The sequence below is a fragment of the Lysobacter sp. K5869 genome, from assembly GCF_018847975.1.
Taxonomy (GTDB): domain Bacteria; phylum Pseudomonadota; class Gammaproteobacteria; order Xanthomonadales; family Xanthomonadaceae; genus Lysobacter.
The window spans coordinates 56,206-76,644 of record NZ_CP072597.1 but is presented as its reverse complement, the minus strand read 5'-3'; the positions used below and the strand labels follow the sequence as shown (position 1 = coordinate 76,644).

Here is a 20,439-nt window from a genome sequence, read left to right as displayed (position 1 = left end):
CGAATCCGATTGCGACCGCGGGCACTGCCCGCGCTTGCCGCCGGTCACGCGCCGCCGCGCGCCTTGCCCAAGGCGCGGCTGCGGCCGGTGCGCGATTGCGCCAATTGCTCGGCGATTTCCACCAGCGGCACCCGCGCGCGCGCCGGCGCTTCGCGGAACGCGGCGATCAGGCGCAGTTCCAGTGCGTCGTCGATCAACAGCGCGTCGGCGGCGGCGACCGAATCCATCGCCGTGTCGGCCGACAGGTTCATGCGCCCGCGCCCGGTCGCCAGCCATTCGAACTGCACGCTGGTGGCGAGCGCGACTTCGCGCAGGTGGGTGACGCTGGGAAACTTGCCCTGGGCCGATTCCCAATGCCCGACCGCGCTGCGCTGGACCCCGACGGCGGCGCCGAGCGCGGCCTGGGAAAGGCCGGCGTGGCGGCGGGCCAGACGGATGCGCTGCTGTGGCGTCATGTGACCTCCTGCGCAGAATTTCAGGGGTTTTCAGCGGCTTGCTACCGATAGTCGCAGGGTGAGCGATAGACGCCGGAGCCTGTGCGCTTTCGCTGTCGTCGCCGCGGTGGCGAGGCAATGATTACAAGAGCTTGCCGGCTCGAACAAGCGTTCGAGCTAACGGAAGTAGCGTTCCGGCGCGTAAATGTGAGTGGCAAGTGTAGGAAGGACTTCGGAAGATGGCCGCACGCTGATACGGACGTCGGCTCACGACACGACGTCGGTTCGGGGGAAAGGGCGCGGGAGAGCGCCATGCGTAGGACTGCCGTCTCCGCACCAAAGAGCGCGTTCCACGGGACGCGCTCTTTTCTTTTGCGGGTTCGTTTCGTTGGCGGGGGGGGGCCACCGCTCGTTGGTGCGGATGCCGCCGCGGAGCGGAAGGCGTCGGACCCGAGAGCGTTCCACGGACGCGTTCGGGTCAGCGTTCCGTCGGTGTTCGGGACGCAGCGCGCGAGCCGCGCTCATCGCCGCCGAACTGCCGGCCTCGCAACGAATCGTTGGCGGCCGCGCGAATGCTCGGCCGCGAGAATGTTGTCGCTCCGGTTCGGAGCGACGCCTCACTCCACCGGCCGCAACTGCTCGTCGATCGAGCGCGTCTTCTCGGTCGCCACATCGCCGGTGTGCAGCGTGCTCTTGCGCTCGATCAGCAGCAGATGGCATTCCTCGTCGGCGACCGGGTTGTGGCGCACGCCCTTGGGCACGACGAACAACTCGCCTTCGCCGAGTTCGACCGTGCGCTCTTCCATCTCGATGCGCAGCCGGCCCTTGAGCACGTAGAACATTTCGTCCTCGTCGGCGTGCGCGTGCCAGGCGAGCGTGCCGTGCACGCGCGCGACCTTGACGTAGGCGTCGTCGACTTCGGCGACGACGCGCGGCGACCACAGTTCGGCGAGCGAGGCGGCGATGCGGGCGGGGGAGGTGGCGGACATGGGGATTCCTGGCGATGGGCTGGGAGATGCAGCGCAGTAGATACCACGGAGTCGTCATGCGGAGGCGTCATGCCGATGCGGTGATCGGATGAATGCGCGCGATGTAGCCGCGGTTGCCCCTTGTAGGAGCGGCGCGAGCCGCGACTGCGACACCGCACGCTCCGGCGCGACCGGCATGGAGTCCGGAAACCTGCACGCGCGGGTCGAGTGGCGCCGGCGTATGCGGTGTCGCGGTCGCGGCTCGCGCCGCTCCTACAGGGGGGGCGGCCGCCTGCGCGAGATGCGGTTACGGCTGCGCGTCCACCCACGCGCGCACCCGCGGATCGCGCACGTCCATCACCTCGAACAAACCCAGCGCGCGCAGCGCGGGCAACAGCTCCCGCGTATCGCGCTCGGCCTGCGCGCGCGCTTCGGCCGGCGCGGCCGGATCGGCCAGCACGCGCGCGTTGGCCAGAAACGCGGCGACCGAGCCTTTGCGCGCGACGAGGCCGCCGACGCGCACTTCGTTCTGCAGTTCGGGAAGAATGTCTTGAGCGCGCATGCCGCGGTTCCTGCGTTGGGGGGGCGACGCCCATGCTGGGCCGCGCGCGCCGGCTCTGCTACGTTGCCCCGGCCATCCGCCATCGCGTTCCGGCCAATGTCCGATCCTTTGCTCGCGCGCGAACGTCTCGACGCCGTCGACGCACCGTTCCTGCTCGCGCTGCGCCTGAGCGCGCAAGGCGTGCGCGAGACGCCCGAGCACGCGCACGCGCGCGGCCAGTTGTTCGGCGCCCATCGCGGCTTGCTCAGCGTGGGCACCGCGCGCGGGGTGTGGCTGGTGCCGGCCAGCGACGCGGTGTGGGTGCCGCCGCGGCAGCCGCACTCGCTGCGTTCGCACGGGCCGGCCTTCGACGGCTGGAGCGTGTACGTGGCCGAAGCGGCGTGCGCCGCGTTGCCGGCTGAACCCTGTGCGCTGGCCGTGTCGCCGTTGTTGCGCGCGACGGTCGAACGGGCGGCGCAGTGGCCGGTCCAGGTGAGGCTGGAACCGGCCCAGGACCGGCTGGCGCGGGTGCTGCTCGACGAGATCGCCCTGGCCGCGGCCGGCGCCGGCCCCGACCGGCTCGGCCTGCCGATGCCGGAGGATCCGCGCCTGCTGCGGGTCGCCCGCGCCCTGGCCGACCGGCCGGCCGACCCGCGCGGCCTGGCCGCCTGGGCCGAGGTCGCGCACCTGTCCGAGCGCAGCCTGACCCGCCGCTTCGCCGCCCAGACCGGCTACAGCCTGCTGCAATGGCGCCAGCGCGCGCGGCTGCTGCGGGCGCTGGAGCGGCTGGCGGCGGGCGAGGCGGTGACGGCGGTGGCGCTGGAACTGGGCTACGACAGCGTCAGCGCGTTCGCGGCGATGTTCCGGCGCCATTTGGGGGCGTCGCCGAGCCAGTACCTGCGCGATCTGCAGGGCGGGTGAGCCGGCGCCGCGCCGCGGGGCGCGGATGCGTCGGGCTGCGGCCGCGGCGCTCGGGCCTTTGAAGTCTGGAACCCGGGCCGATCCCGATAAGAGCGCGCCGAGCCTGGGCTCGCCAGCCTCCGCCGGCCCGGGGATTCGCCGGCCACGGACGCCGGTCGAACGCCTCCGGCGCAACCGCCTTCCCGCCCGCCGAAGCCCCCGCAGTCCGACGGCTGTCACCGACCCGGCGCAGGATTCGTCGCGCCCCCCTTGAAACCCGTCCGAGGCGCCTTATCTCCCGTCGAGTCCCGGTCGATCCGGGCGCTTTTGTCCCCGGCATTGGCACTCGCCGCGAACGACTGCTAAAATTTCCGCCCTTTCTCCACCAATTCAACTACTTACAGAGGTCGCCATGAATCTCAAGCCGCTCTACGACCGCGTTGTCGTCAAGCCGATCGAAGCCGACGAAGTCTCCGCCGGCGGGATCATCATCCCCGACGCCGCCAAGGAAAAGTCGACCAAGGGCGAAATCGTCGCCGTCGGTCCGGGCAAGGCGCTGGACAACGGCAGCGTGCGCGCGCCGCAGCTGAAGGTCGGCGACAAGGTCATCTACGGCCAGTACGCGGGCAGCAGCTACAAGCAGGACGGCGTCGAGTACAAGGTCCTGCGCGAAGACGACGTTCTGGCGATCGTGGGCTGAGTGGGAGCCGAAGCGGGAACAGGGAACGAAGGGAACAGGGAATGTCGTTAGCGCATGCGCTGACCGCCCCGATCCCCTCCCGCCCGCTTCGTCCTCTCCATTCCTTTTAGCTCCCTCTATCCCCTCTTTCCCTATTCCTGGAGTTCGCAACAATGGCTGCCAAAGAAATTCGTTTCGGTGAAGACGCTCGCGCCAAGATGGTGCGCGGCGTCAACGTGCTCGCCAATGCCGTCAAGGCCACCCTCGGTCCGAAGGGCCGCAACGTCGTGCTCGAGAAGAGCTTCGGCGCGCCGACCATCACCAAGGACGGCGTGTCCGTCGCCAAGGAAATCGAACTGGCCGACAAGTTCGAGAACATGGGCGCGCAGATGGTGAAGGAAGTCGCGTCCAAGACCTCCGATAACGCCGGCGACGGCACCACCACCGCGACCGTGCTGGCCCAGGCGCTGATCCGCGAAGGCATGAAGGCGGTCGCCGCCGGCATGAACCCGATGGACCTCAAGCGCGGCATCGACAAGGCCGTGACCGAGGCCGTGGTCGAGCTGAAGAAGCTGTCCAAGCCGTCCTCGACCTCGAAGGAAATCGCCCAGGTCGGCGCGATCTCGGCCAACTCGGACCACAACATCGGCGACCTGATCGCTCAGGCGATGGACAAGGTCGGCAAGGAAGGCGTGATCACCGTCGAAGACGGCTCGGGCCTGGAAAACGAACTCGACGTCGTCGAGGGCATGCAGTTCGACCGCGGCTACCTGTCGCCGTACTTCATCAACAACCAGCAGTCGATGCAGGCCGAACTGGACGACCCGTTCATCCTGCTGCACGACAAGAAGATCTCCAACGTGCGCGACCTGCTGCCGGTGCTGGAAGGCGTCGCCAAGGCCGGTAAGCCGCTGCTGATCGTCGCCGAGGAAGTCGAAGGCGAAGCGCTGGCGACCCTGGTGGTCAACACCATCCGCGGCATCGTCAAGGTCTGCGCCGTCAAGGCGCCGGGCTTCGGCGACCGTCGCAAGGCGATGCTGGAAGACATGGCCGTCCTCACCGGCGGCACCGTGATCTCCGAGGAAGTCGGCCTGCAGCTCGAAAAGGCCACGATCAAGGATCTCGGCCGCGCCAAGAAGATCCAGGTCTCGAAGGAAAACACCACGATCATCGACGGCGCCGGCGACAGCTCGGGCATCGAAGCGCGCATCAAGCAGATCAAGGCGCAGATCGAAGAGACCTCGTCGGACTACGACCGCGAGAAGCTGCAAGAGCGCGTGGCCAAGCTGGCCGGCGGCGTTGCGGTGATCAAGGTCGGCGCCGCCACCGAAGTCGAGATGAAGGAAAAGAAGGCTCGCGTCGAAGACGCGCTGCACGCCACCCGCGCGGCCGTGGAAGAAGGCATCGTCCCGGGCGGCGGCGTCGCGCTGATCCGCGCCAAGGCCGCGATCGCCGGTCTGAAGGGCATCAACGAAGACCAGAACCACGGCATCGCCATCGCCCTGCGCGCGATGGAAGCGCCGCTGCGCGAGATCGTGACCAATGCCGGCGAAGAGCCGTCGGTCATCCTCAACAAGGTCATCGAAGGCAAGGGCGCCTACGGCTACAACGCCGCCACCGGCGAGTACGTCGACATGATCGAAGCCGGCATCCTGGATCCGACCAAGGTCACCCGCACCGCGCTGCAGAACGCGGCCTCCATCGCCGGTCTGATGATCACGACCGAAGCCATGGTCGCCGAGCTGCCGAAGAAGGACGAGCCGGCGATGCCGGGCGCCGGCGGCATGGGCGGCATGGGCGGCATGGACTTCTGATCCAGCCGTTCGCGTTCGCGCGAAACGAAAAACCCCGCCGCGAGGCGGGGTTTTTTTTTGCGCCGACTCGCGCCGACAACCGCGCCGCGCTTCGGCGCGCGGCACTCGCGCCGCCGTCGCGCGGCGCCTACAGGATCTTGCCGAGAAAATCGCGATTGAGCGGCCGCACGTAAGCGGTCATGTCCAGCGCGGTGTGCTCCGCGGTGGCGGGCGAGCCGGCGAACTCTTCGATCAGGCTGACGCACTGATGGCGTTGCCGCGTGGGCAGGAAGCGCAGGATCGGCACCAGCCGGCGATGACCGACGGTCTCCCACGTATCCACCGCATCCAGGCTGGCGATCCACTTCGGCAGATCCTCGTCCCGCAGGGCCAGCGCGGGATAGCCGCCTCGGGAGCGGATGTTCTGCTGTTGCAACTGGGAAATCTGGCGATGCCCGGAAAGCTGCTGTTCGGCGTTGGCGAAGCCGATGTCGCCGCTGGCGGGACCGAAGCTCGTCGGCACGTCCTTGGCGGCGGCGCCGAAACCGAAGCCCGACAAGAGCTGCTCTTGCTCCTGCAGGTCCTCGCTCATCGAACTGAACGTGCGGATGCGGCTGCCGCCGAGCAGCGACTCGCACGGGAAGAAGTAGCCGAAGGCCGCGAACACCTGCTCGTGCAGCGCTTCGTACTGCACGGCGCGGTGGGGCGCCGCCAACGCGCGGTCGGCCGCTTCGACCAACTCGGGCGCGACGTCCAGGTCGGTGTTCGGATCCAGCATCAGCACGACCCTGGGCACCAAGACCTCGCTGCTCAGATGGATCGTGGTGATTTCGTGGCGCCGCAAGCGTTCCAGGTCGCGGCGGAAATCGGCGGCCAGGCCGAAGCCGTTGACGCCGCCGGTGGCGTGCGCGTTGTGGATGCTGCGCGTTTGCAGTTCGTGCAGCATCCGGCTGGCGGTGGCGCTGGTCGTCCAGTGCTGATTGAAGGCCACCCCGCCCGAATGCGGCGGCCGGTGCGGATGCCGGTACACCACCGGCGAGCGCGGCGAGCGCGCGCCGAAGGTTTCGTTCGGCTCGATGCCGAAGCGCAGGCCGCGGTCGAGCCGTTGCCGGCCGAACAGTGCGCGCACCGTGGCCAGCGGCAACGCGGTGAACTCGTCGATCGTGCCCACGGCGACGCCGGTCAGTTGGTTTTGGAATTGCGCGAGCAAATCCGGCGTTTCGGCACGCGGGCCCAATCCCCAGATCGCTTCGCCGGGTTCCGCTCGCGGCGCTTCCACCGGCGCGGCGCCGCGCGGCGGCGGGCGCTCCGGCTCCGGCTCCGGTTCGGGCTCGGGTTCTGGTTCGGGCTCGGGCTCCGGTTCGGGCTCCGGCTCCGGCGCGCGCGGCGCCGGCTGCACGCCGAGCACGCCGTCTTGCGCGATCACATCCTTGAGCCTGATGTTGGCCTCGCCCGGCGGGGCCACCGGGCGATCGTTGTAACGAAAGCGATCGCCGGGCGTCATCGCGTCCAGGGCCGCGAGCTGCTCGCGAATTTGGCTCAGGGACGAGTCCGGTTGCAGGGGCACGACCAGGTCGCGGTCGGGTTCGCCGGCGAATACGATGGTGACGAGCATGCGCAACCCTCGGGTAGGCGATGCGGCGGGCGCGGCGCGCCGCCGCTCAGTCGGAATCGACGACGAAGAAATGCACGCGCAACGAGCCGATGGGTTTTTCGTCCGGGTCGTCTTCGCGCTGCACCTGGACGCGCTCGAAGGTTTGTTCGGCGTCGTCGTCGGCCCAGATCACGCCGGCGTTGACCCGCGGCGCGTCGCCGCCGGCCGCGCGCAACGTGCCGCGCAAGACGTCGCTCGGCGCTTCGCGCCGCGTGCGCGGGAAGCGCGGGTTGTCTTCGGTATAGACCCGCGCGGTGACCGGATCGAGAAACTGATGCACGTCCCAGGCGACGATGTCGCAGACCCACAGCTGCTGCAGCGCGGCGAGGTTGTGCGTGCGGCCGAGCCGCGCGCGCATCAGATCGACGACGATCAGACTGGCCTCGTGCTGGAACCGGCGCACGGTGACGCTGCGAAAGCCGTCCGCGTCGGGGCGGCCGACCGCGTACAAGCGCTCCACCACCGGCTCGGCTTCGGTGCGCAGACGGAAGCCGAATCCGAGCGCGGACTTCGATCGCGCGCGGATCTGGACCGACAAGGCCGCGCGGCGGGTCGCGGCGACCACGTTGGGAAACAGGCGGTCCGGCGCGACCTGCGGCAAGCTCGCGTTGGCGAACATGCGCACCTGCGCGCCCTGGTTGCGCACGCGCGCGTCGGCGTCGTCGAGGTTGAGGCCGAAGCGCACGGACAGGCGCTCGCCGGCGTGCAGCCAATCGACGGCCTCGCCGTCGAGCGTATGGGACGCGGTCATCGATGCGGCCTCAGAGCGGATTGATCGAAAACACCAAGGTGGTGCCGCGCACGTTGAACGCGGCGGTCTGGCCGTTGGGCGCGTAGCTCACCTCGGGCCCGTTGCGGCGGGTGCCGCCGGCCGCGCCGACGCGCAAGCGCACCCGGTCGCCCACGTCCAAGGCCTGGTTGTGGAAGCGCAGCGCGGACAGATCGACGGTGCGGGTCTGGCCCAGCTGGATGTTGCCGAAGGCGTTGGTCTGGCTGATCAGCCGGCCGCCGACCAGGCGCTGGACGACGAAGCGCGCGATGAAACCGCCGTTGTTGATGAGCGACAGGTGCTGGACGAACAACTCGGGTTCGACGGACTCTGCGGGATTGCCGGAGGTCTGCATGGCGGACGCCTCGTGCGCGCGGGAAGGAAAATGCGGAGTCGATGCGGAGAACGCCGTGCGGGGAGCGGCGTGAAGGCGGGCCGGGCCGGCGCTATTTACGGCGGCCTGGGCGCGCATCGACAATGCCAACGGTTTTCCTGTGGCGGATCGGACATGCGCGCGTGGATCGGATTGTTGGCGGGGCTGGCGCTGCTGGGCGGCAGCGGCTGCGCCGTGGTCAAGGTCAAGGAACGCGGCTTCGGCGACTTCGCCGCCGAGCGCAACGTCGATGCGCTCAGCGGCGGCCGGCTCAGCGCGGCCGCGTCGACCGCGCTGACCACGGTCGGGCTCGATCCGTCCGCGTGCGCGCGCGATCCCGATCCCTGCATCGGCCAACTGCGTCCGCTGACTTCGGCGGAAGAATGGCTGGCGACCGCGGCCGAACTGCAGTTGCTGCGCATGAACGCGTTGCCGGCGACCGTGGGCAAGGCCGCCGAATCCGGCGCGTTCAAGCGCTCCAGCCGCGCCGCCGCCGACTTGGCCCAACTCGCGCCGGACACCGCCGCGCAAGACCCGCGCACCCGCGCCGCGGTCGCCACCGCGCGTTACGCCTACGCCTATCTGTTCGCGACTAAGCGCACGCCCGAGCAGCGCGTGTTCGAAGCACGCCAGCAGCAGGTGCTGCAGTACTACAACCGCGCGGTCGAGGCGATCGCGCAGGCCGCGTTCACCGCCAGCTCCGGCCATGCCGATCAGGCCGCGGTCGATGTCGGCGGACTCGCGGTGAGCGCGGTGCTGCACGGTTACGACGCGTCCGACATCCAGCAGGATCCGACCGCGTTGCTGGCCTCCGACACGCTCGGCTTCGCCAACCTGCGCGCGGTGTACCGGCGCGACGGCTTCGGCACGGCCTTGGTCGCGGTGTTTCCGCGCCGCGGCATCGGCGCGCCGGCGCCGGGCGGCGCGATGGCGAGCAAGATCGCGCCGGCCGAAGGCGCCGATGCGAAGCGCCCGAACGCGCCGGCGCCGGCTTACGCCAAGACCGCCGCGCGCGACGACGTGCCTTACCGCGATACCCGCTATTTGCCGGTGACGGCGACGCTGCGTTTCGACGGCCAAGACCTCGACGGCATGCTCGCCAGCCAGCGCGCGCAGCTCGACGTCTACAACCCGTACCGCATCGACAGCGAAACCATCGAAGGCCGCAAGGTGCCGCTGGCGGCGAACTTCTCCGCGGCGTACGGCGTGTGGCTGGCGCGCTCGGAACTGGCGCGGCTGAGCTTGACCAGCCTGCTGCGCTCCAAGCAGGAGCGCGCGTTCAATCCGCGCGTCTACCTCAACCAGCCTTACGATCCGAACAAGCGCGTGATCGTGCTGATCCACGGTCTGGCCAGCAGTCCGGAAGCGTGGGTGAATCTGGCCAACGAAATCCTCGGCGACGAGAGCCTGCGCCGGCGTTATCAGCTGTGGCAGGTGTTCTATCCGACCAACATCGACATGCTGTCCAACCGCGCCGCCATCGCCGACGCCTTGCAGCAGACGTTCTCGCATTACGACCCGCAGGGCGACGATGTCGCCAGCCACGACGCCGTGCTGGTCGGCCACAGCATGGGCGGGGTGATCGGGCGCTTGCTGCTCAGCGACAGCGGCGACCGGGTGATCGACGACATTCTCGACGGGCTCGATCCGAAACTGATCGCGCGCGTGCGCGCCGACCCGGTCCTGCACCGGATGAGCGTGTTCAAGCCGATGCCGCAGTTCGGCCGCGCGGTGTTCATGGCCTCGCCGCAGCGCGGCGCGGTGGTCACCGACGGCTGGCCGTTGCGCATGGTGCGAAAGCTGATCCGGCTGCCGCTGGACGTGCTGCAGCAGACCGCCGAGCTGATCCAGCGCTACGACGTCAGCGAATCCGACCTGGAGCGGCTGGGCTTGAACAAGGGCAAGCCGCCGACCGGGCCGGACGATCTGAGCCCGAAATCGCGTTTCATGCACGCCACCCGCGATTTGAGCATCGAGCCCGGGCTGCCGTACCACGTGATCGTCGGCCAGCGCGATCCGAAGCTTCCGCTGGCGCAGTCCAGCGACGGCGTGGTGCCGTACCAGAGCGCGCACATGGACGGCGCGGTGTCGGAGAAAGTGGTGACCTCGGGCCACAGCGTGCAGGAAACGCCGCAGGCCATCGCCGAGTTGCGGCGGATCCTGCACGAGGACATGGACACCTACGAGAGCCGCGGCAAGCGCTGAAGCGCCCGCCGCGGGCTGCGGCGGCCCGATGCGTCCGCATCGCGGCCGCCGCGAGGTTTCCGCTTAGTGATGGTGGCCCGGCACGATCCCGCCGCCCTTGCCGTCCGGCACCAGCATGCGCACGTTCTGCATCATGCCGTGGTCCTCGTGATCGAGGATGTGGCAGTGCAGGACGTATTCGCCGATGTAGCGCTCGTAGCGGGTGCGTACGATCAGGTGGTACTTCTCCTTGACGAACAAGGTGTCCTTCCAGGTGCCCTTCAAGTTGGCGTACTGAGGATCGTCCGGCTCGCCTTTCTCGCTCACGTCCTTGCCTTTGCGGTCGTAGATCGCGACGATCTGGAACGGATTGACGTGAATATGGAAGGGATGGCTGCCGGTGTCGGAGGACAAATCCCACTCCTCGGTGCGGCCCAACACCAGATCGCGCGATTGGGTCGGCGAGTAGGGCTTCCCGTCGACCATGTACGTATCGCCCGAGATGTCGAAGACCAGCTTCTGGTGGCCGTTGACCTCGCTCTCGGGAATATCGCGGTGCGGCGCGAACGCGCTCAGGCCGAACCCATCGTGCAGTTCGGCCAGCACGCGCGCGCGCACGTCGGTGGGCATGTTGCGTTCGGCCGAGGCGGTCAGGCGTTCGAGGATCGCTGCGCGCGGATCGGCCACGCGCGCGTCGCCGCCGACTTCGGCGATGCCGAGCAACTGCCGGTCTTCGGGCTCCTGGGTGACGCTGGCGATGGCCGGCGCGGCCATGTCGATCACGCAATAGCGGCCGGCGTTGGGGAACACCATCAGCACGTCGCTGCGGTAGCCCGGCTGCAGCACGTTCTCGCGCTTCTCGATGGCGCGGCCGTGGGTGAGGCCGTCGGAGGCGACTTCGAACTGGCTCAGCACCGGCCCGGTGCAGTTCTTGCCGACCCAGTTGTCGAGCGCTTTGCCCGCCAGGTTCTGCGGCAGCGAAACGCCGGGGCGCAGTTCGCGCAGTTGCAGGTTGACGGTGTCGCGCACGCCGGCGTGCAGCAAGCGCCAGCGCTCGACGCGGCCGGCGACGAGGCCGGACAGGGTCGGCAGCACCACGCCGTTGACGCTGGTGTAGCGGCCCGAGGTCTTCCACACGTTGCGGCCGAACTGATCGTAGCTTTCGATCCGACCGACATCGCCCGGATCGCAGACCCAGCGCCCGTCGCTAGCGGTCTTGATGTTGTTTTTGCCATCGCGGCAGGCGTAGGCGACCTGCTGGAACATCAGCAGGCGTTCGGCCATCGGCTTGCCGTCGCTCTCGCGCAGCAGCGTGTCCAGATCGCCGTTGCGCGTCGCCGAGGGCAGGCGTTCGCCGCGCACCAGCAGCGCGCCGGCCATGCCGCTGGAGACTTGCAGCGCGGTCGAGCCGTGCAGATGCGGGTGGTACCAGAACGTACCGGAGGGATGATCGGCCGGCAGGTTGTATTCGTACTCGAACGACACGCCCGGGCGCAGGGTCAGCAGCACGTTGTCGCTGTTGCCGGTCGGGCTCACCCACAGGCCGTGCGAATGCAGGTTGGTGGAGTTGAAGCAGTGCGGCGTGTTGATGCTCGGCTGAGCGCAATCGGGTTCGGGCTTGAGGTCGTTCTTCAGCGCGATGCGCACGGTTTCGCCGGGCGCGGTGACCACGGTCGGGGCGACGAAGGGAATCGCCGGATCGGTGCCGGGGCTCTTGTAGGAACGCAGCTCGACCGTGTCGAAGCGCTGCGTGGCCGGGTTCCAGATCTTCGAGGTGGTCAGGCCGATCACCAGATCGAGTTTGGCCTCGCGCGTGTCCAGCGGCCGCGCGCCGGTGGAGGTGAGCAGCTTCTGCGCGGTCTCCGGTGCGTCGGTGGAGCGCAGCATGCGCGCGAGCACCGGCGGCGCGGCCACGCGCAGCGCGCTGGCGGCGGGCGCGGGCGCGGCGTCTTGCGCGAGCGCGGCGCCGGGCAAGGCCAGCGCCAGACACAGCGCGAGCGCGGCGCGCGTCGGGCGCGGGCCGGAAGGACGGAAAGCGGAAGTGTTCATGCGGAACCCCTGTTGGCATGAAGCGTGCCGTCGCGGCACGGTGGTGCCGATGCGCGCGCCGCGCGAACGCGCGCGGCGCCGGTCGGCGGCGGATGAGTCGGTTGCGTGCGGTCCCCTTGCGGCGTCGCGCGCCGCGTTGCTTGCGGCGCGGACGGAGCGCGCGGCCGTTCGCTCGCGGGCGAAGGCCGTTTCGGCGTCGGAGCGGGCGGCTGTGCGCGCGGTTCGTCGTCGAATGCGAACCGTGTCGCACCGCGCGCGCCGCCGCGGCGTCGAGTGCGGGCCGTCGCGGTCGCCCGGCCGTTCGCGCTCGCTTGATGAACGGCGAAAGCCGGTGCGGCAGGACAGTGCGCGCAGGCGTCGAGCGAGTCGGGTGCGCGGTCCGGGCTTCGCGCGCGTTGCGTCGAAGCGCGGCGGGTTGCGCGTGGGTTCGGTGGGTGCGGCGAGCGACCGCGTTCGCGACGAGCGCCGATGCCGCGGTCGCGTTCTAAGCGGTCGGGCGCGGCGCGGGTGCGATGCGGGCTTGCGGCGAGGCGAGCGAAGGCGGAGTCGATGACGTCGGACTGCGCGGCGAAACCGACATCGGTTCGTTCGGATCGAACAACGCCGCGATTCGAGAGGCCGCGAGCGCCGGTCGGCCGACGACGGCCGAGGGCGGCCGGCGTTCGCGCCCCTCGCGCTGCGGCGATGACGCGCCGCTCTCGTCCGGTCCGGCGGCGGATAAGGAATCGGCGCCGTGCGACGGCACGCCCGGCCTGCGACCGGCGACACGAGCGGAATGCGGTTTGGCGCAAATCTGGTGGGCTTCGCCTATTCAGGTTGGAGCCGCGATCGTTCCTCGCCGCGGACCAGCCATTCGCCGCATCCGCCCTGGCATCGGTAACAAGCCTTGCGCCGCAAGGTTTTCGCGTTGAGAGGCCGATCCACGCGAGAGCGTTTCAAATGAACCGGCAAGTTCTGTTTTGCAGTGCAGCGTGCAAAGCCGATAACGCTTCCTTCACGATCAGCCCGCATCCCGACGTGGGGGAGGGAGCAAGCCCGCAACCGGTTCATCCGGAAGCGGGCTTTTTTATTGCCCAAGGTTTTTAGCGCCGAGCTTCGCCCACGCGCCGCGCCGCGCGCAACGGCGCGAATGCGCCGCGCGCATCGCCCCCCGGTTCGCCGCGCGCCGCGGTGCGGGGTCGCAACGCCGGAGCGCCGCGGCCGCCATGCGATCATCCTGCGCATGTCCGTTTTCTCCCCCGCCGTCTCCCCGTCTTCCTTCGCCGCGCTGACCGAGCGCGCGCTGACCCGCCTGCGCAACGCCTCCGACGACGCGCGCGCCGCGCTCGCGGAGCCCGCGCTCGCGCAGCGCGTCGCCCGCGTCGCCGCGGTCAGCGACTTCGCCATCGACACCTTGGTGCGTCAGCCCGCGCTGCTGATCGCGCTGGCCGCCGACGACGGCGCCGCGCCGTTGCCGCCGCCGCTGCTCGACGCGGAAGGCCGCGCCGATTGGCCCACGCGCCTGCGCCGCTACCGCGCGGCCGGTTCCACCCGCCTGATCTGGCGCGACGCGCTCGGCCTGGATTCGGTCGAAGCCACCTTGCGCGGCAGCACCGAACTGGCCGAAGTCTGCCTGCGCCTCGCCCACGACGCGCTCGAAGACGAATTCGAGCGCCGCTACGGCGCTGTGCGCACCGCCGACGGCGAACGCGTGCGGTTGGTCGTGTTCGGCCTGGGCAAGCTCGGCGGCGGCGAACTCAATTTCAGTTCCGACGTCGATCTGGTCTACGCCTACGAACACGACGGCGGCACCCAGTTCGACGGCCGCGATCCGGCGCGCGCGCTCGATGCGGAAACCTACTTCGCCAAGCTCGGCCAGCAGCTGGCGCGCTTGCTCGACGAACTCACCGCCGAAGGCTTCAGCCATCGCGTCGATCTGCGCCTGCGCCCGTACGGCAATGCCGGCCGGGTAGCGTGGTCGTTCGCGGCGATGGAGCAGTATTTCCAGCGCGAAGGCCGCGACTGGGAACGCTACGCCTGGCAGAAAGCGCGGCCGGTGGCCGGCGATCTGGACGCCGGCGAGCGTTTCGTCGAAGCGCTGCGGCCGTTCGTGTATCGCCGTTATCTCGACTTCGGCGCGCTCGACGGCTTGCGCGCGATGAAGGCAGCGATCAGCGCCGAGGTCGCGCGCAAGGAACTGGCCGACGACATCAAGCGCGGGCCGGGCGGCATCCGCGAGATCGAATTCCTGGTGCAGGCGCTGCAGCTGATCCGCGGCGGACGCGAGGCCGAGTTGCGCGGCCGCCGACTGCTGCCGGCGCTGGAGGCTTTGGTCGCGCAGCGCCAGATCGGCGAGGACGCCGGCGCCGCGCTGGCCGACGATTACCGCTTCCTGCGCCGCCTGGAAAACCGCCTGCAAATGCTGCGCGACGCGCAGACCCACGCGCTGCCGACCGGCGAGCCCGAACGCGAGCGCATCGCGCAAGGTTTGGACTACGCCGACTGGGACGCGCTGCGCGCCGAGCTGGAACGCCGCCGCGAACGCATCACCGCCGAGTTCGACGCGCTGCTGGCGCCGCGCCGCCGCCGCGCCGCGCCCGACGCGCTGACCGCGTACTGGCGCGCGCTGCCGGACGCCGGCGACGCGCAAACGCTGGCCGACGCCGGTTTCGACGGCGCCGGCGACGCCGACGCGGCGCTGCGCGATTTCGCCCGCAGCCCCGGCGTGCGCGGCCTGTCGGACGCGGCGCGCGCGCGCCTGGACCGGGTGCTGCCGGCGCTGCTGCAAGCTGCGGCCGCTTCGACCCAGCCGATGCTCGCGCTCAAGCGCCTGCTGGCGCTGTTGCACAACGTCCTGCGCCGCAGCGCGTATCTGGCCTTGCTCGACGAACAGCCCGCGGCGCTGTCGCGCTTGGTCGAAGTGGTCTCGCGCAGCGCGCTGCTGGCCGAGCGCTTGGCCTCGCATCCGTTGCTGCTCGACGAATTGCTCGACGCGCGCGTGGCCGGCCCGTTGCCGGATCGCGAGGAACTGCTCGCCGCCTGCGCAGGCACGGACGGCGACGCCGATCTCGATGTCGAGGACGCCTTGCAGGCGATCAACGAAACCCGGCAGGCGCTGAGCTTCCGCATCGCGATGGCGTTGCGCGACGGCCGCCAGTCGGCCGAGGACAGCGCGCGCCAGCTGGCGTGGCTGGCCGACGCGGTGGTGGTGCGGGTGCTGGCGATGGCGCAGGCCGAAGTCGCCGCCGCGCACGGCCGGGTGCCGGGCGCGCGCTTCGCGGTGCTCGGCTACGGCAGCCTCGGCGGCGAAGAGTTGGGCTTCGGCTCGGATCTGGATCTGGTGTTTTTGTATCAGGCGCCGGACGTCGAGGGCGGCGCGGCCTCCGACGGCGCGCGTCCGCTCGACGCGCCGCGCTGGTTCGCGCGGCTGGCGCAGAAGATCGTCGCCTTGCTCGGCGCGGTGACCGCGGCGGGGCGCTTGTTCGACGTCGATGTGCGCTTGCGGCCGGACGGCGCGAAAGGCCTGTTGGTGTCGTCGCTGGCGAGCTTCGCCGAGTACCAGGACGAACGCGCCTGGACCTGGGAACACCAGGCGCTGGTGCGCGCGCGCTTCGTCGCCGGCGACGCCGGCCTGCACGGGGATTTCGACGCGGTCCGCGCGCGCACGCTGACCCGCGCGCGCGACGGCGACAAGCTGCGCGGCGACGTCGCCGCGATGCGCGCGCGCATGCGCGCCGAGCTCGACCGCAGCGACGCGGCGTTCTTCGACCTCAAGCAAGGCGAAGGCGGGCTGGTCGATCTGGAGTTCTTGCTGCAGTACCTGGTGTTGCGCGATGCCGCGCGCGCGCCGGGGTTGCTGACGCCGCGCGATACGCCCGGGCTGATCGCGGCCGCGCGCGCGGCCGGCGGTTTGTCGCCGGAGCAGGCCGACGGCTTGCTGCAAGCGCATGCGGTGTTGTTGGCGGCGGGGCTGGAATGCACGCTGGACCGGCGCCCGCGGCGGGTGGCCGAGACCGACGCGATCGCGGTGGCGCGACGCGCGATCGGCGCGGCGATGGCGGCGCACGGGTTGAGGGCGGCGCCATGATCGACCACGACGCCCGCGACATGATTTCGGTGTGGATGGGCACCACCACCCAGAGCCTGGAGGTGTTCAGCCGCTATACCGAGGGCATGGAATCGCTGGATTCGGATTGCCCGGCGCAGCGCGACTTCGGCTGCGGTTTCATCGATTCGGATTTCTTCGTCGCCTACGTCACCGCCGGCGCGCGGGTGGCGCCGGTCGAGGAACTGGTGACCGAAGTCGGTACGTACTCGGTCGAGACCGATCGCGCGATCGTCGCCCGCTGCCATGAGTTCGGCATCGCCGACGGCAACGCGCTGTATTACTACGACCGCTGCGCCTTCATCGAAGAACAGCCGGGACGGCTGTACAACGAGTTGCGCTTCATCGGCAACTTCGACAATTCCCGGCCGCGCCGCGCGCGCTGAGGCGCGGCGCGCGTCGTCAGGCGCGCAGGTTCAGCCGGCGCCGGACCTCGTCGGCGACCCGCGCCGTCTCGCGCAGCGGCTCCACCGGATACGGCCGCAGATGCGGATCGAAGGCATGCGCCCGGCGCAGCCCGAGCAGGCTGTCGACGAAGCGGCGCGGCCGCCCTTCGACCCGGTCGATGCCGAACACGAACAGCGGCGCGCGCGTCGCCGCGGCCTCGGACAGCATGTTGACCGAGTCGGCGGTGCAGACGATGCGGTCGGCCCAGCCGAGCAGGCCGGGGTAGGGGTTGGCGCCTTCGCCGGGTTCGTACCATGACACCTGCGGCAGCGAAGCGAGGCGTTCGCGCAGGCGCGCGCGGATTTCCGCGGGCGTGCGCCGCGAGGTGGTCGCCAGCAGGCTGCCGCCCTCGCGTTCGAGCTGGGCCTGCAGGCGCGAGGCCAGCGCGTCGAAGGCGGCGCGGTCGAAGCGCGCGTGCGCGCTGGAGCCGCCCAGCAGCAGCGCGGTGCGCGGGCCGGGCAACTGGCCGAAGGCGGCGAAGGTCTTGCGCGCGCCGGCCAGCCACAGGTCGTCGACCGGGTTGAGGCTGCCGAGCAGGGTGATGACGTTGTCGCCGCGCAGGCCGTCGTGTTCGGGCGCGATCACCAGATCCCAGGGGTCGGTGGCGATGCGCGGGTCGAGGATCTGCACGGCGAGGCTGCCGGCCTCGCGCATCAAGCGGGTGGCGAGCGCGGCCTGCCGGCCGCAGCCGATGGCCAGATGCGGCGGTGCCTGCAAGGCGCGCTCGAACTCGGGGCCGAACGCGCGCTGAGCGCCGGGCAGCAGGCGCGGCGCGGCCCAACGCCACGGCGCCTGCGGGCGCAGGGTCCAGTTCGTGGCCGTCCGCCCCAGGGCCAGCGCCAGGGCCGAGGCCTGACGCTGATTGCCGGCGAGGCCGTCGGTCAGCAGCCAGGTTGCAGCGGTGGCGTCATTCTTCGCCGAAATGCGGTTTCGTTGCACAGATGCGGGTAATCCGTTCCGAGGGTGTCGATTTAGCGGCCGGGTCGAGACTCTACACTTCCGTCTCCCGATCACCTGCCCAGCTTGGCAGCCCCATGGAGAAGAAGATGTCCAAGGTCCTCAGCGACGACGCCCTCGATCAGCTGTTCCGCAGCGCCCGCACCCACAACGTGCTGGGCGGCGAAATCAGCGATCAGACCCTGCGCCAGCTCTACGACCTGACCAAGTGGGGCCCGACCAGCGCCAACGGCTCGCCGGCGCGCTTCGTGTTCGTGAAGTCGCCCGAGGCCAAGGAAAAACTGCGCCCGGCGCTGTCGGCCGGCAATCTGGCCAAGACCCTGGCCGCGCCGGTCACCGTCATCGTCGCCCACGATCTGGAGTTCTACGAAAAGCTGCCCTACCTGTTCCCGCACGACGACGCGCGCAGTTGGTTCGCCGGCAACGACGCGGCGATCAACACCACCGCGTTCCGCAACGGCAGCCTGCAGGGCGCGTACCTGATCCTGGCCGCGCGCTCGCTGGGCCTGGACACCGGCGCGATGTCGGGCTTCGACAACGCCAAGGTCGACGAAGCCTTCTTCGCCGGCACCCGGATCAAGTCCAACTTCCTCATCAACCTGGGCTACGGCGATCACGACAAGCTGTTCCCGCGTTCGCCGCGCCTGCCCTTCGACGAGGCCGCGCGCATCGAGTGATGCGTGCGCGCCGGCACGGTTCCGCGCCGGCGCGTTGGCGTCCGGCGCGGGCCGCGCCCTAGTGTTGGTTTTTCAGGCAATACCGTACGACCCACGACAATGACCAGCGTCCACCCGACGACACTTTCGAGGAGTTTTCCAATGAAGCGCATCCTGCTCGCCGCCGCCCTGGGCCTGGCTTTCGCCGGCGCCGCCGTCGCCGCTCCGGTGACCTACAAGATCGACCCGAACCACACCGACGTGGTCGCCAGCTGGAGCCACTTCGGCTTCTCCAACCCGATCGCGCATTTCGGCAAGGTCGACGGCAGCATCACCTACGATCAGGCCAAGCCGGCCGCGTCCTCGGTGCAGGTGACCATTCCGCTCGACGGCCTGGATTCGCACGTGCCGGACTTCGACGAGCACCTCAAGAGCGCGGATTTCTTCGACGCCGCCAAGTTCCCGAACATCACCTTCAAGAGCACCAAGGTCGAAGCGGCCGGCGCCAACAAGCTGAAGGTCACCGGCGACCTGACCGTGCACGGCGTGACCAAGCCGGCGGTGCTGGACGTGAACATCAACAAGATCGGCGAGCAGCCGATGGCCAAGCGCGCGGCGGCCGGCTTCGACGCCACCACCACGCTCAAGCGCAGCGAGTTCGGCATCGGCAAGTACGTGCCGAACGTCAGCGACGAGGTCAAGATCCGCATCACCACCGAAGCGATCGTGCCGAAGAAGTAAGCGGCGCATGCGGCCGTCGGTGCCCGCTGCGGCATCGACGGCCGGCCGGCGCGCGCGACAGCGCCGCCGGCCCCGCGGCGCGCGGCGTGCGCGCCGCGCCTGGCGCTAAAATGGCGCGATGATCATCCAACGCCTTTCCCACGACCGCGGCCGCGCATCGGCCGACGGGGTCGAGAGCCTGCAGACGTTTTCCTCGGGCGCCTATTACGATCCGGCGTGGATGGGTTTCGGCGCGTTGCGCGCGTTGCGTGAGGCCCGCGTCGATCCCGGTGCGGGACTGCCCGTGCACCGGCACGCCAACATGGACGTCTTCAGCTACGTGCTCGACGGCGCGATGGGCTTCGAGGGCGCCATGGGCTTCGACGGCGATGAGGCCGAGGCCGGCATCGTGCGCGCCGGCGAGCTGCAATGGCTCGGCGCCGGGCACGGCTTGCGCCATCGCGCGTTCAACGCCTCGCAGGACGAACCGCTGCGGTTCCTGCAGATCTGGATCCAGCCCGACCGGCTCAACGCTCAACCGGCCTACGCGCTGTCGGCCGCGCCGACGGCGGGCGCGGACGGCTTCGTCCTGCGCGCTTCGCGCGACGGCCGCGACGGCGGCCTGCCGGTGCGCCAGGACCTGCGCGCGTACTCGGCCGAACTGGCGCCGGGCGCGAGCGCGCGGCTGGCGCTGGATCCCGGCCGTTGCTACTGGTTGCAACTCGCGCGCGGCGACGCCCACGCCGCCGGCCGCGCGCTGGCCGCGGGCGATGCGCTGGGATTCGCCGCCGAAGCCGGCGAACTGGCGCTGACGGCCGGCGCCGCGGGCGCGCAGGCGCTGTTGCTGGATTTGCCGGCGGCGGGCTGATCGGCGCGCGATCCGCGACGTTCCGCGCCACGGGGCCGGAAACTGCGCGTTTCCCGGCCGTTTTCGGCGCCGATCGCCGAACCGCCGCGCCGCGTCCACGCGCCGCCGCGCCGGCGCTGCTAAAATGCCCACCCCGCGTCGCCACCCGTCGTCCGACATGACCACCGCAGCCAACGCCCACCCCACCCAGGCCAACGCCGACCAGCGTTACACCGTCACCCGCGCGGACCTGCCGCTGAGCTGCCCGCTGCCGTCGATGGCGCTGTGGAACTCGCATCCGCGCGTGTACCTGCCGATCGAGGCCGAGCGCGAGTGCCAGTGCCCGTATTGCGGCGCGCACTACACCTTGGTCGACTGACCGCG

18 protein-coding genes are annotated in these 20,439 nt (G+C 70.1%); 10 read left to right on the top strand and 8 right to left on the bottom strand.

What is annotated here, in order from left to right; translation table 11 throughout:
* Positions 1–44 precede the first annotated feature (44 nt).
* The 3 genes from J5226_RS00300 to J5226_RS00290 all read right to left on the bottom strand — a co-directional run bounded on the left by J5226_RS00300 (position 45) and on the right by J5226_RS00290 (position 1,964).
* Positions 45–455, bottom strand: a complete 411-nt coding sequence (locus tag J5226_RS00300; RefSeq protein ID WP_215837875.1) for a helix-turn-helix transcriptional regulator — start codon at positions 453–455, stop codon at positions 45–47.
* A 596-nt stretch (positions 456–1,051) separates the two neighbouring features.
* Positions 1,052–1,423, bottom strand: a complete 372-nt coding sequence (locus J5226_RS00295; protein WP_215837874.1) for a cupin domain-containing protein — start codon at positions 1,421–1,423, stop codon at positions 1,052–1,054.
* Positions 1,424–1,709: 286 nt separating this feature from the next.
* Positions 1,710–1,964, bottom strand: a complete 255-nt coding sequence (locus J5226_RS00290; RefSeq protein WP_215837873.1) for a hypothetical protein — start codon at positions 1,962–1,964, stop codon at positions 1,710–1,712.
* A 96-nt stretch (positions 1,965–2,060) separates the two neighbouring features.
* On the opposite strand from J5226_RS00290, the gene J5226_RS00285 reads away from it, so the two are divergent.
* From J5226_RS00285 to groL, 3 genes are all read left to right on the top strand, one after another.
* Positions 2,061–2,864: a helix-turn-helix transcriptional regulator gene (locus J5226_RS00285; RefSeq protein ID WP_215837872.1), complete on the top strand. Its 804-nt coding sequence runs from the start codon at positions 2,061–2,063 to the stop codon at positions 2,862–2,864.
* A 391-nt stretch (positions 2,865–3,255) separates the two neighbouring features.
* Positions 3,256–3,543 (top strand): co-chaperone GroES, encoded by a 288-nt coding sequence (locus tag J5226_RS00280; RefSeq protein ID WP_215837871.1) that lies wholly within the window; start codon positions 3,256–3,258, stop codon positions 3,541–3,543.
* Positions 3,544–3,695: 152 nt separating this feature from the next.
* Complete coding sequence (groL, locus tag J5226_RS00275) at positions 3,696–5,336, top strand: chaperonin GroEL (protein ID WP_215837870.1); 1,641 nt, start codon at positions 3,696–3,698, stop codon at positions 5,334–5,336.
* Positions 5,337–5,463: 127 nt separating this feature from the next.
* On the opposite strand, the gene J5226_RS00270 is transcribed toward groL, so the two are convergent.
* The 3 genes from J5226_RS00270 to J5226_RS00260 are packed head-to-tail and all read right to left on the bottom strand — an operon-like array spanning position 5,464 to position 8,093.
* Positions 5,464–6,930 carry a hypothetical protein gene (locus tag J5226_RS00270; protein WP_215837869.1) on the bottom strand — a complete coding sequence of 489 codons (1,467 nt, stop codon included), beginning with the start codon at positions 6,928–6,930 and terminating at the stop codon, positions 5,464–5,466.
* Positions 6,931–6,976: 46 nt separating this feature from the next.
* Positions 6,977–7,720, bottom strand: coding sequence for a hypothetical protein (locus J5226_RS00265; protein WP_215837868.1), 744 nt, complete (start codon positions 7,718–7,720; stop codon positions 6,977–6,979).
* A 10-nt stretch (positions 7,721–7,730) separates the two neighbouring features.
* On the bottom strand, positions 7,731–8,093 hold the full coding sequence (locus J5226_RS00260; protein WP_215837867.1) for a hypothetical protein: 363 nt from the start codon (positions 8,091–8,093) through the stop codon (positions 7,731–7,733).
* Positions 8,094–8,246: 153 nt separating this feature from the next.
* Here J5226_RS00260 and J5226_RS00255 point away from each other — a divergent pair, with 153 nt between their 5' ends.
* Positions 8,247–10,316, top strand: coding sequence for an alpha/beta hydrolase (locus tag J5226_RS00255; RefSeq protein WP_215837866.1), 2,070 nt, complete (start codon positions 8,247–8,249; stop codon positions 10,314–10,316).
* 63 nt (positions 10,317–10,379) lie between these two features.
* On the opposite strand, the gene J5226_RS00250 is transcribed toward J5226_RS00255, so the two are convergent.
* Complete coding sequence (locus J5226_RS00250) at positions 10,380–12,344, bottom strand: multicopper oxidase domain-containing protein (protein ID WP_215837865.1); 1,965 nt, start codon at positions 12,342–12,344, stop codon at positions 10,380–10,382.
* A gap of 1,222 nt (positions 12,345–13,566) precedes the next feature.
* On the opposite strand from J5226_RS00250, the gene glnE reads away from it, so the two are divergent.
* Together glnE and J5226_RS00240 are read left to right on the top strand one after the other, a co-directional pair.
* A complete protein-coding gene (glnE, locus tag J5226_RS00245) occupies positions 13,567–16,410 on the top strand; it encodes a bifunctional [glutamate--ammonia ligase]-adenylyl-L-tyrosine phosphorylase/[glutamate--ammonia-ligase] adenylyltransferase (protein ID WP_215837864.1) in 2,844 nt (947 codons plus the stop codon).
* Positions 16,407–16,814 (top strand): immunity 22 family protein, encoded by a 408-nt coding sequence (locus tag J5226_RS00240; RefSeq protein WP_215837863.1) that lies wholly within the window; start codon positions 16,407–16,409, stop codon positions 16,812–16,814. Before glnE ends, J5226_RS00240 begins: the two co-directional genes overlap by 4 nt.
* A 16-nt stretch (positions 16,815–16,830) precedes the next feature.
* On the opposite strand, the gene J5226_RS00235 is transcribed toward J5226_RS00240, so the two are convergent.
* Complete coding sequence (locus tag J5226_RS00235; RefSeq protein ID WP_255322944.1) at positions 16,831–17,814, bottom strand: mitochondrial fission ELM1 family protein; 984 nt, start codon at positions 17,812–17,814, stop codon at positions 16,831–16,833.
* 107 nt (positions 17,815–17,921) lie between these two features.
* Here J5226_RS00235 and J5226_RS00230 point away from each other — a divergent pair, with 107 nt between their 5' ends.
* The 4 genes from J5226_RS00230 to J5226_RS00215 all read left to right on the top strand — a co-directional run bounded on the left by J5226_RS00230 (position 17,922) and on the right by J5226_RS00215 (position 20,434).
* On the top strand, positions 17,922–18,509 hold the full coding sequence (locus tag J5226_RS00230; RefSeq protein WP_215837862.1) for a malonic semialdehyde reductase: 588 nt from the start codon (positions 17,922–17,924) through the stop codon (positions 18,507–18,509).
* Positions 18,510–18,650: 141 nt separating this feature from the next.
* On the top strand, positions 18,651–19,229 hold the full coding sequence (locus tag J5226_RS00225) for a YceI family protein (protein ID WP_215837861.1): 579 nt from the start codon (positions 18,651–18,653) through the stop codon (positions 19,227–19,229).
* Positions 19,230–19,347: 118 nt separating this feature from the next.
* Positions 19,348–20,076, top strand: a complete 729-nt coding sequence (locus J5226_RS00220; protein WP_215837860.1) for a pirin family protein — start codon at positions 19,348–19,350, stop codon at positions 20,074–20,076.
* 157 nt (positions 20,077–20,233) lie between these two features.
* Positions 20,234–20,434: a zinc-finger domain-containing protein gene (locus J5226_RS00215; protein WP_057946305.1), complete on the top strand. Its 201-nt coding sequence runs from the start codon at positions 20,234–20,236 to the stop codon at positions 20,432–20,434.
* Positions 20,435–20,439: the final 5 nt, after the last annotated feature.

Bases quoted from the DNA above. Each gene is read 5' to 3' on its own strand.
- J5226_RS00265 (WP_215837868.1), bottom strand. From the start codon at position 7,720: ATGACCGCGTCCCATACGCTCGACGGCGAGGCCGTCGATTGGCTGCAC.
- J5226_RS00215 (WP_057946305.1), top strand. From the start codon at position 20,234: ATGACCACCGCAGCCAACGCCCACCCCACCCAGGCCAACGCCGACCAG.
- groL (WP_215837870.1), top strand. From the start codon at position 3,696: ATGGCTGCCAAAGAAATTCGTTTCGGTGAAGACGCTCGCGCCAAGATG.
- J5226_RS00255 (WP_215837866.1), top strand. From the start codon at position 8,247: ATGCGCGCGTGGATCGGATTGTTGGCGGGGCTGGCGCTGCTGGGCGGC.
- J5226_RS00290 (WP_215837873.1), bottom strand. From the start codon at position 1,964: ATGCGCGCTCAAGACATTCTTCCCGAACTGCAGAACGAAGTGCGCGTC.
- J5226_RS00285 (WP_215837872.1), top strand. From the start codon at position 2,061: ATGTCCGATCCTTTGCTCGCGCGCGAACGTCTCGACGCCGTCGACGCA.
- J5226_RS00280 (WP_215837871.1), top strand. From the start codon at position 3,256: ATGAATCTCAAGCCGCTCTACGACCGCGTTGTCGTCAAGCCGATCGAA.
- J5226_RS00250 (WP_215837865.1), bottom strand. From the start codon at position 12,344: ATGAACACTTCCGCTTTCCGTCCTTCCGGCCCGCGCCCGACGCGCGCC.
- J5226_RS00300 (WP_215837875.1), bottom strand. From the start codon at position 455: ATGACGCCACAGCAGCGCATCCGTCTGGCCCGCCGCCACGCCGGCCTT.
- J5226_RS00230 (WP_215837862.1), top strand. From the start codon at position 17,922: ATGTCCAAGGTCCTCAGCGACGACGCCCTCGATCAGCTGTTCCGCAGC.
- J5226_RS00240 (WP_215837863.1), top strand. From the start codon at position 16,407: ATGATCGACCACGACGCCCGCGACATGATTTCGGTGTGGATGGGCACC.
- J5226_RS00220 (WP_215837860.1), top strand. From the start codon at position 19,348: ATGATCATCCAACGCCTTTCCCACGACCGCGGCCGCGCATCGGCCGAC.
- J5226_RS00270 (WP_215837869.1), bottom strand. From the start codon at position 6,930: ATGCTCGTCACCATCGTATTCGCCGGCGAACCCGACCGCGACCTGGTC.
- J5226_RS00260 (WP_215837867.1), bottom strand. From the start codon at position 8,093: ATGCAGACCTCCGGCAATCCCGCAGAGTCCGTCGAACCCGAGTTGTTC.
- J5226_RS00295 (WP_215837874.1), bottom strand. From the start codon at position 1,423: ATGTCCGCCACCTCCCCCGCCCGCATCGCCGCCTCGCTCGCCGAACTG.
- glnE (WP_215837864.1), top strand. From the start codon at position 13,567: ATGTCCGTTTTCTCCCCCGCCGTCTCCCCGTCTTCCTTCGCCGCGCTG.
- J5226_RS00225 (WP_215837861.1), top strand. From the start codon at position 18,651: ATGAAGCGCATCCTGCTCGCCGCCGCCCTGGGCCTGGCTTTCGCCGGC.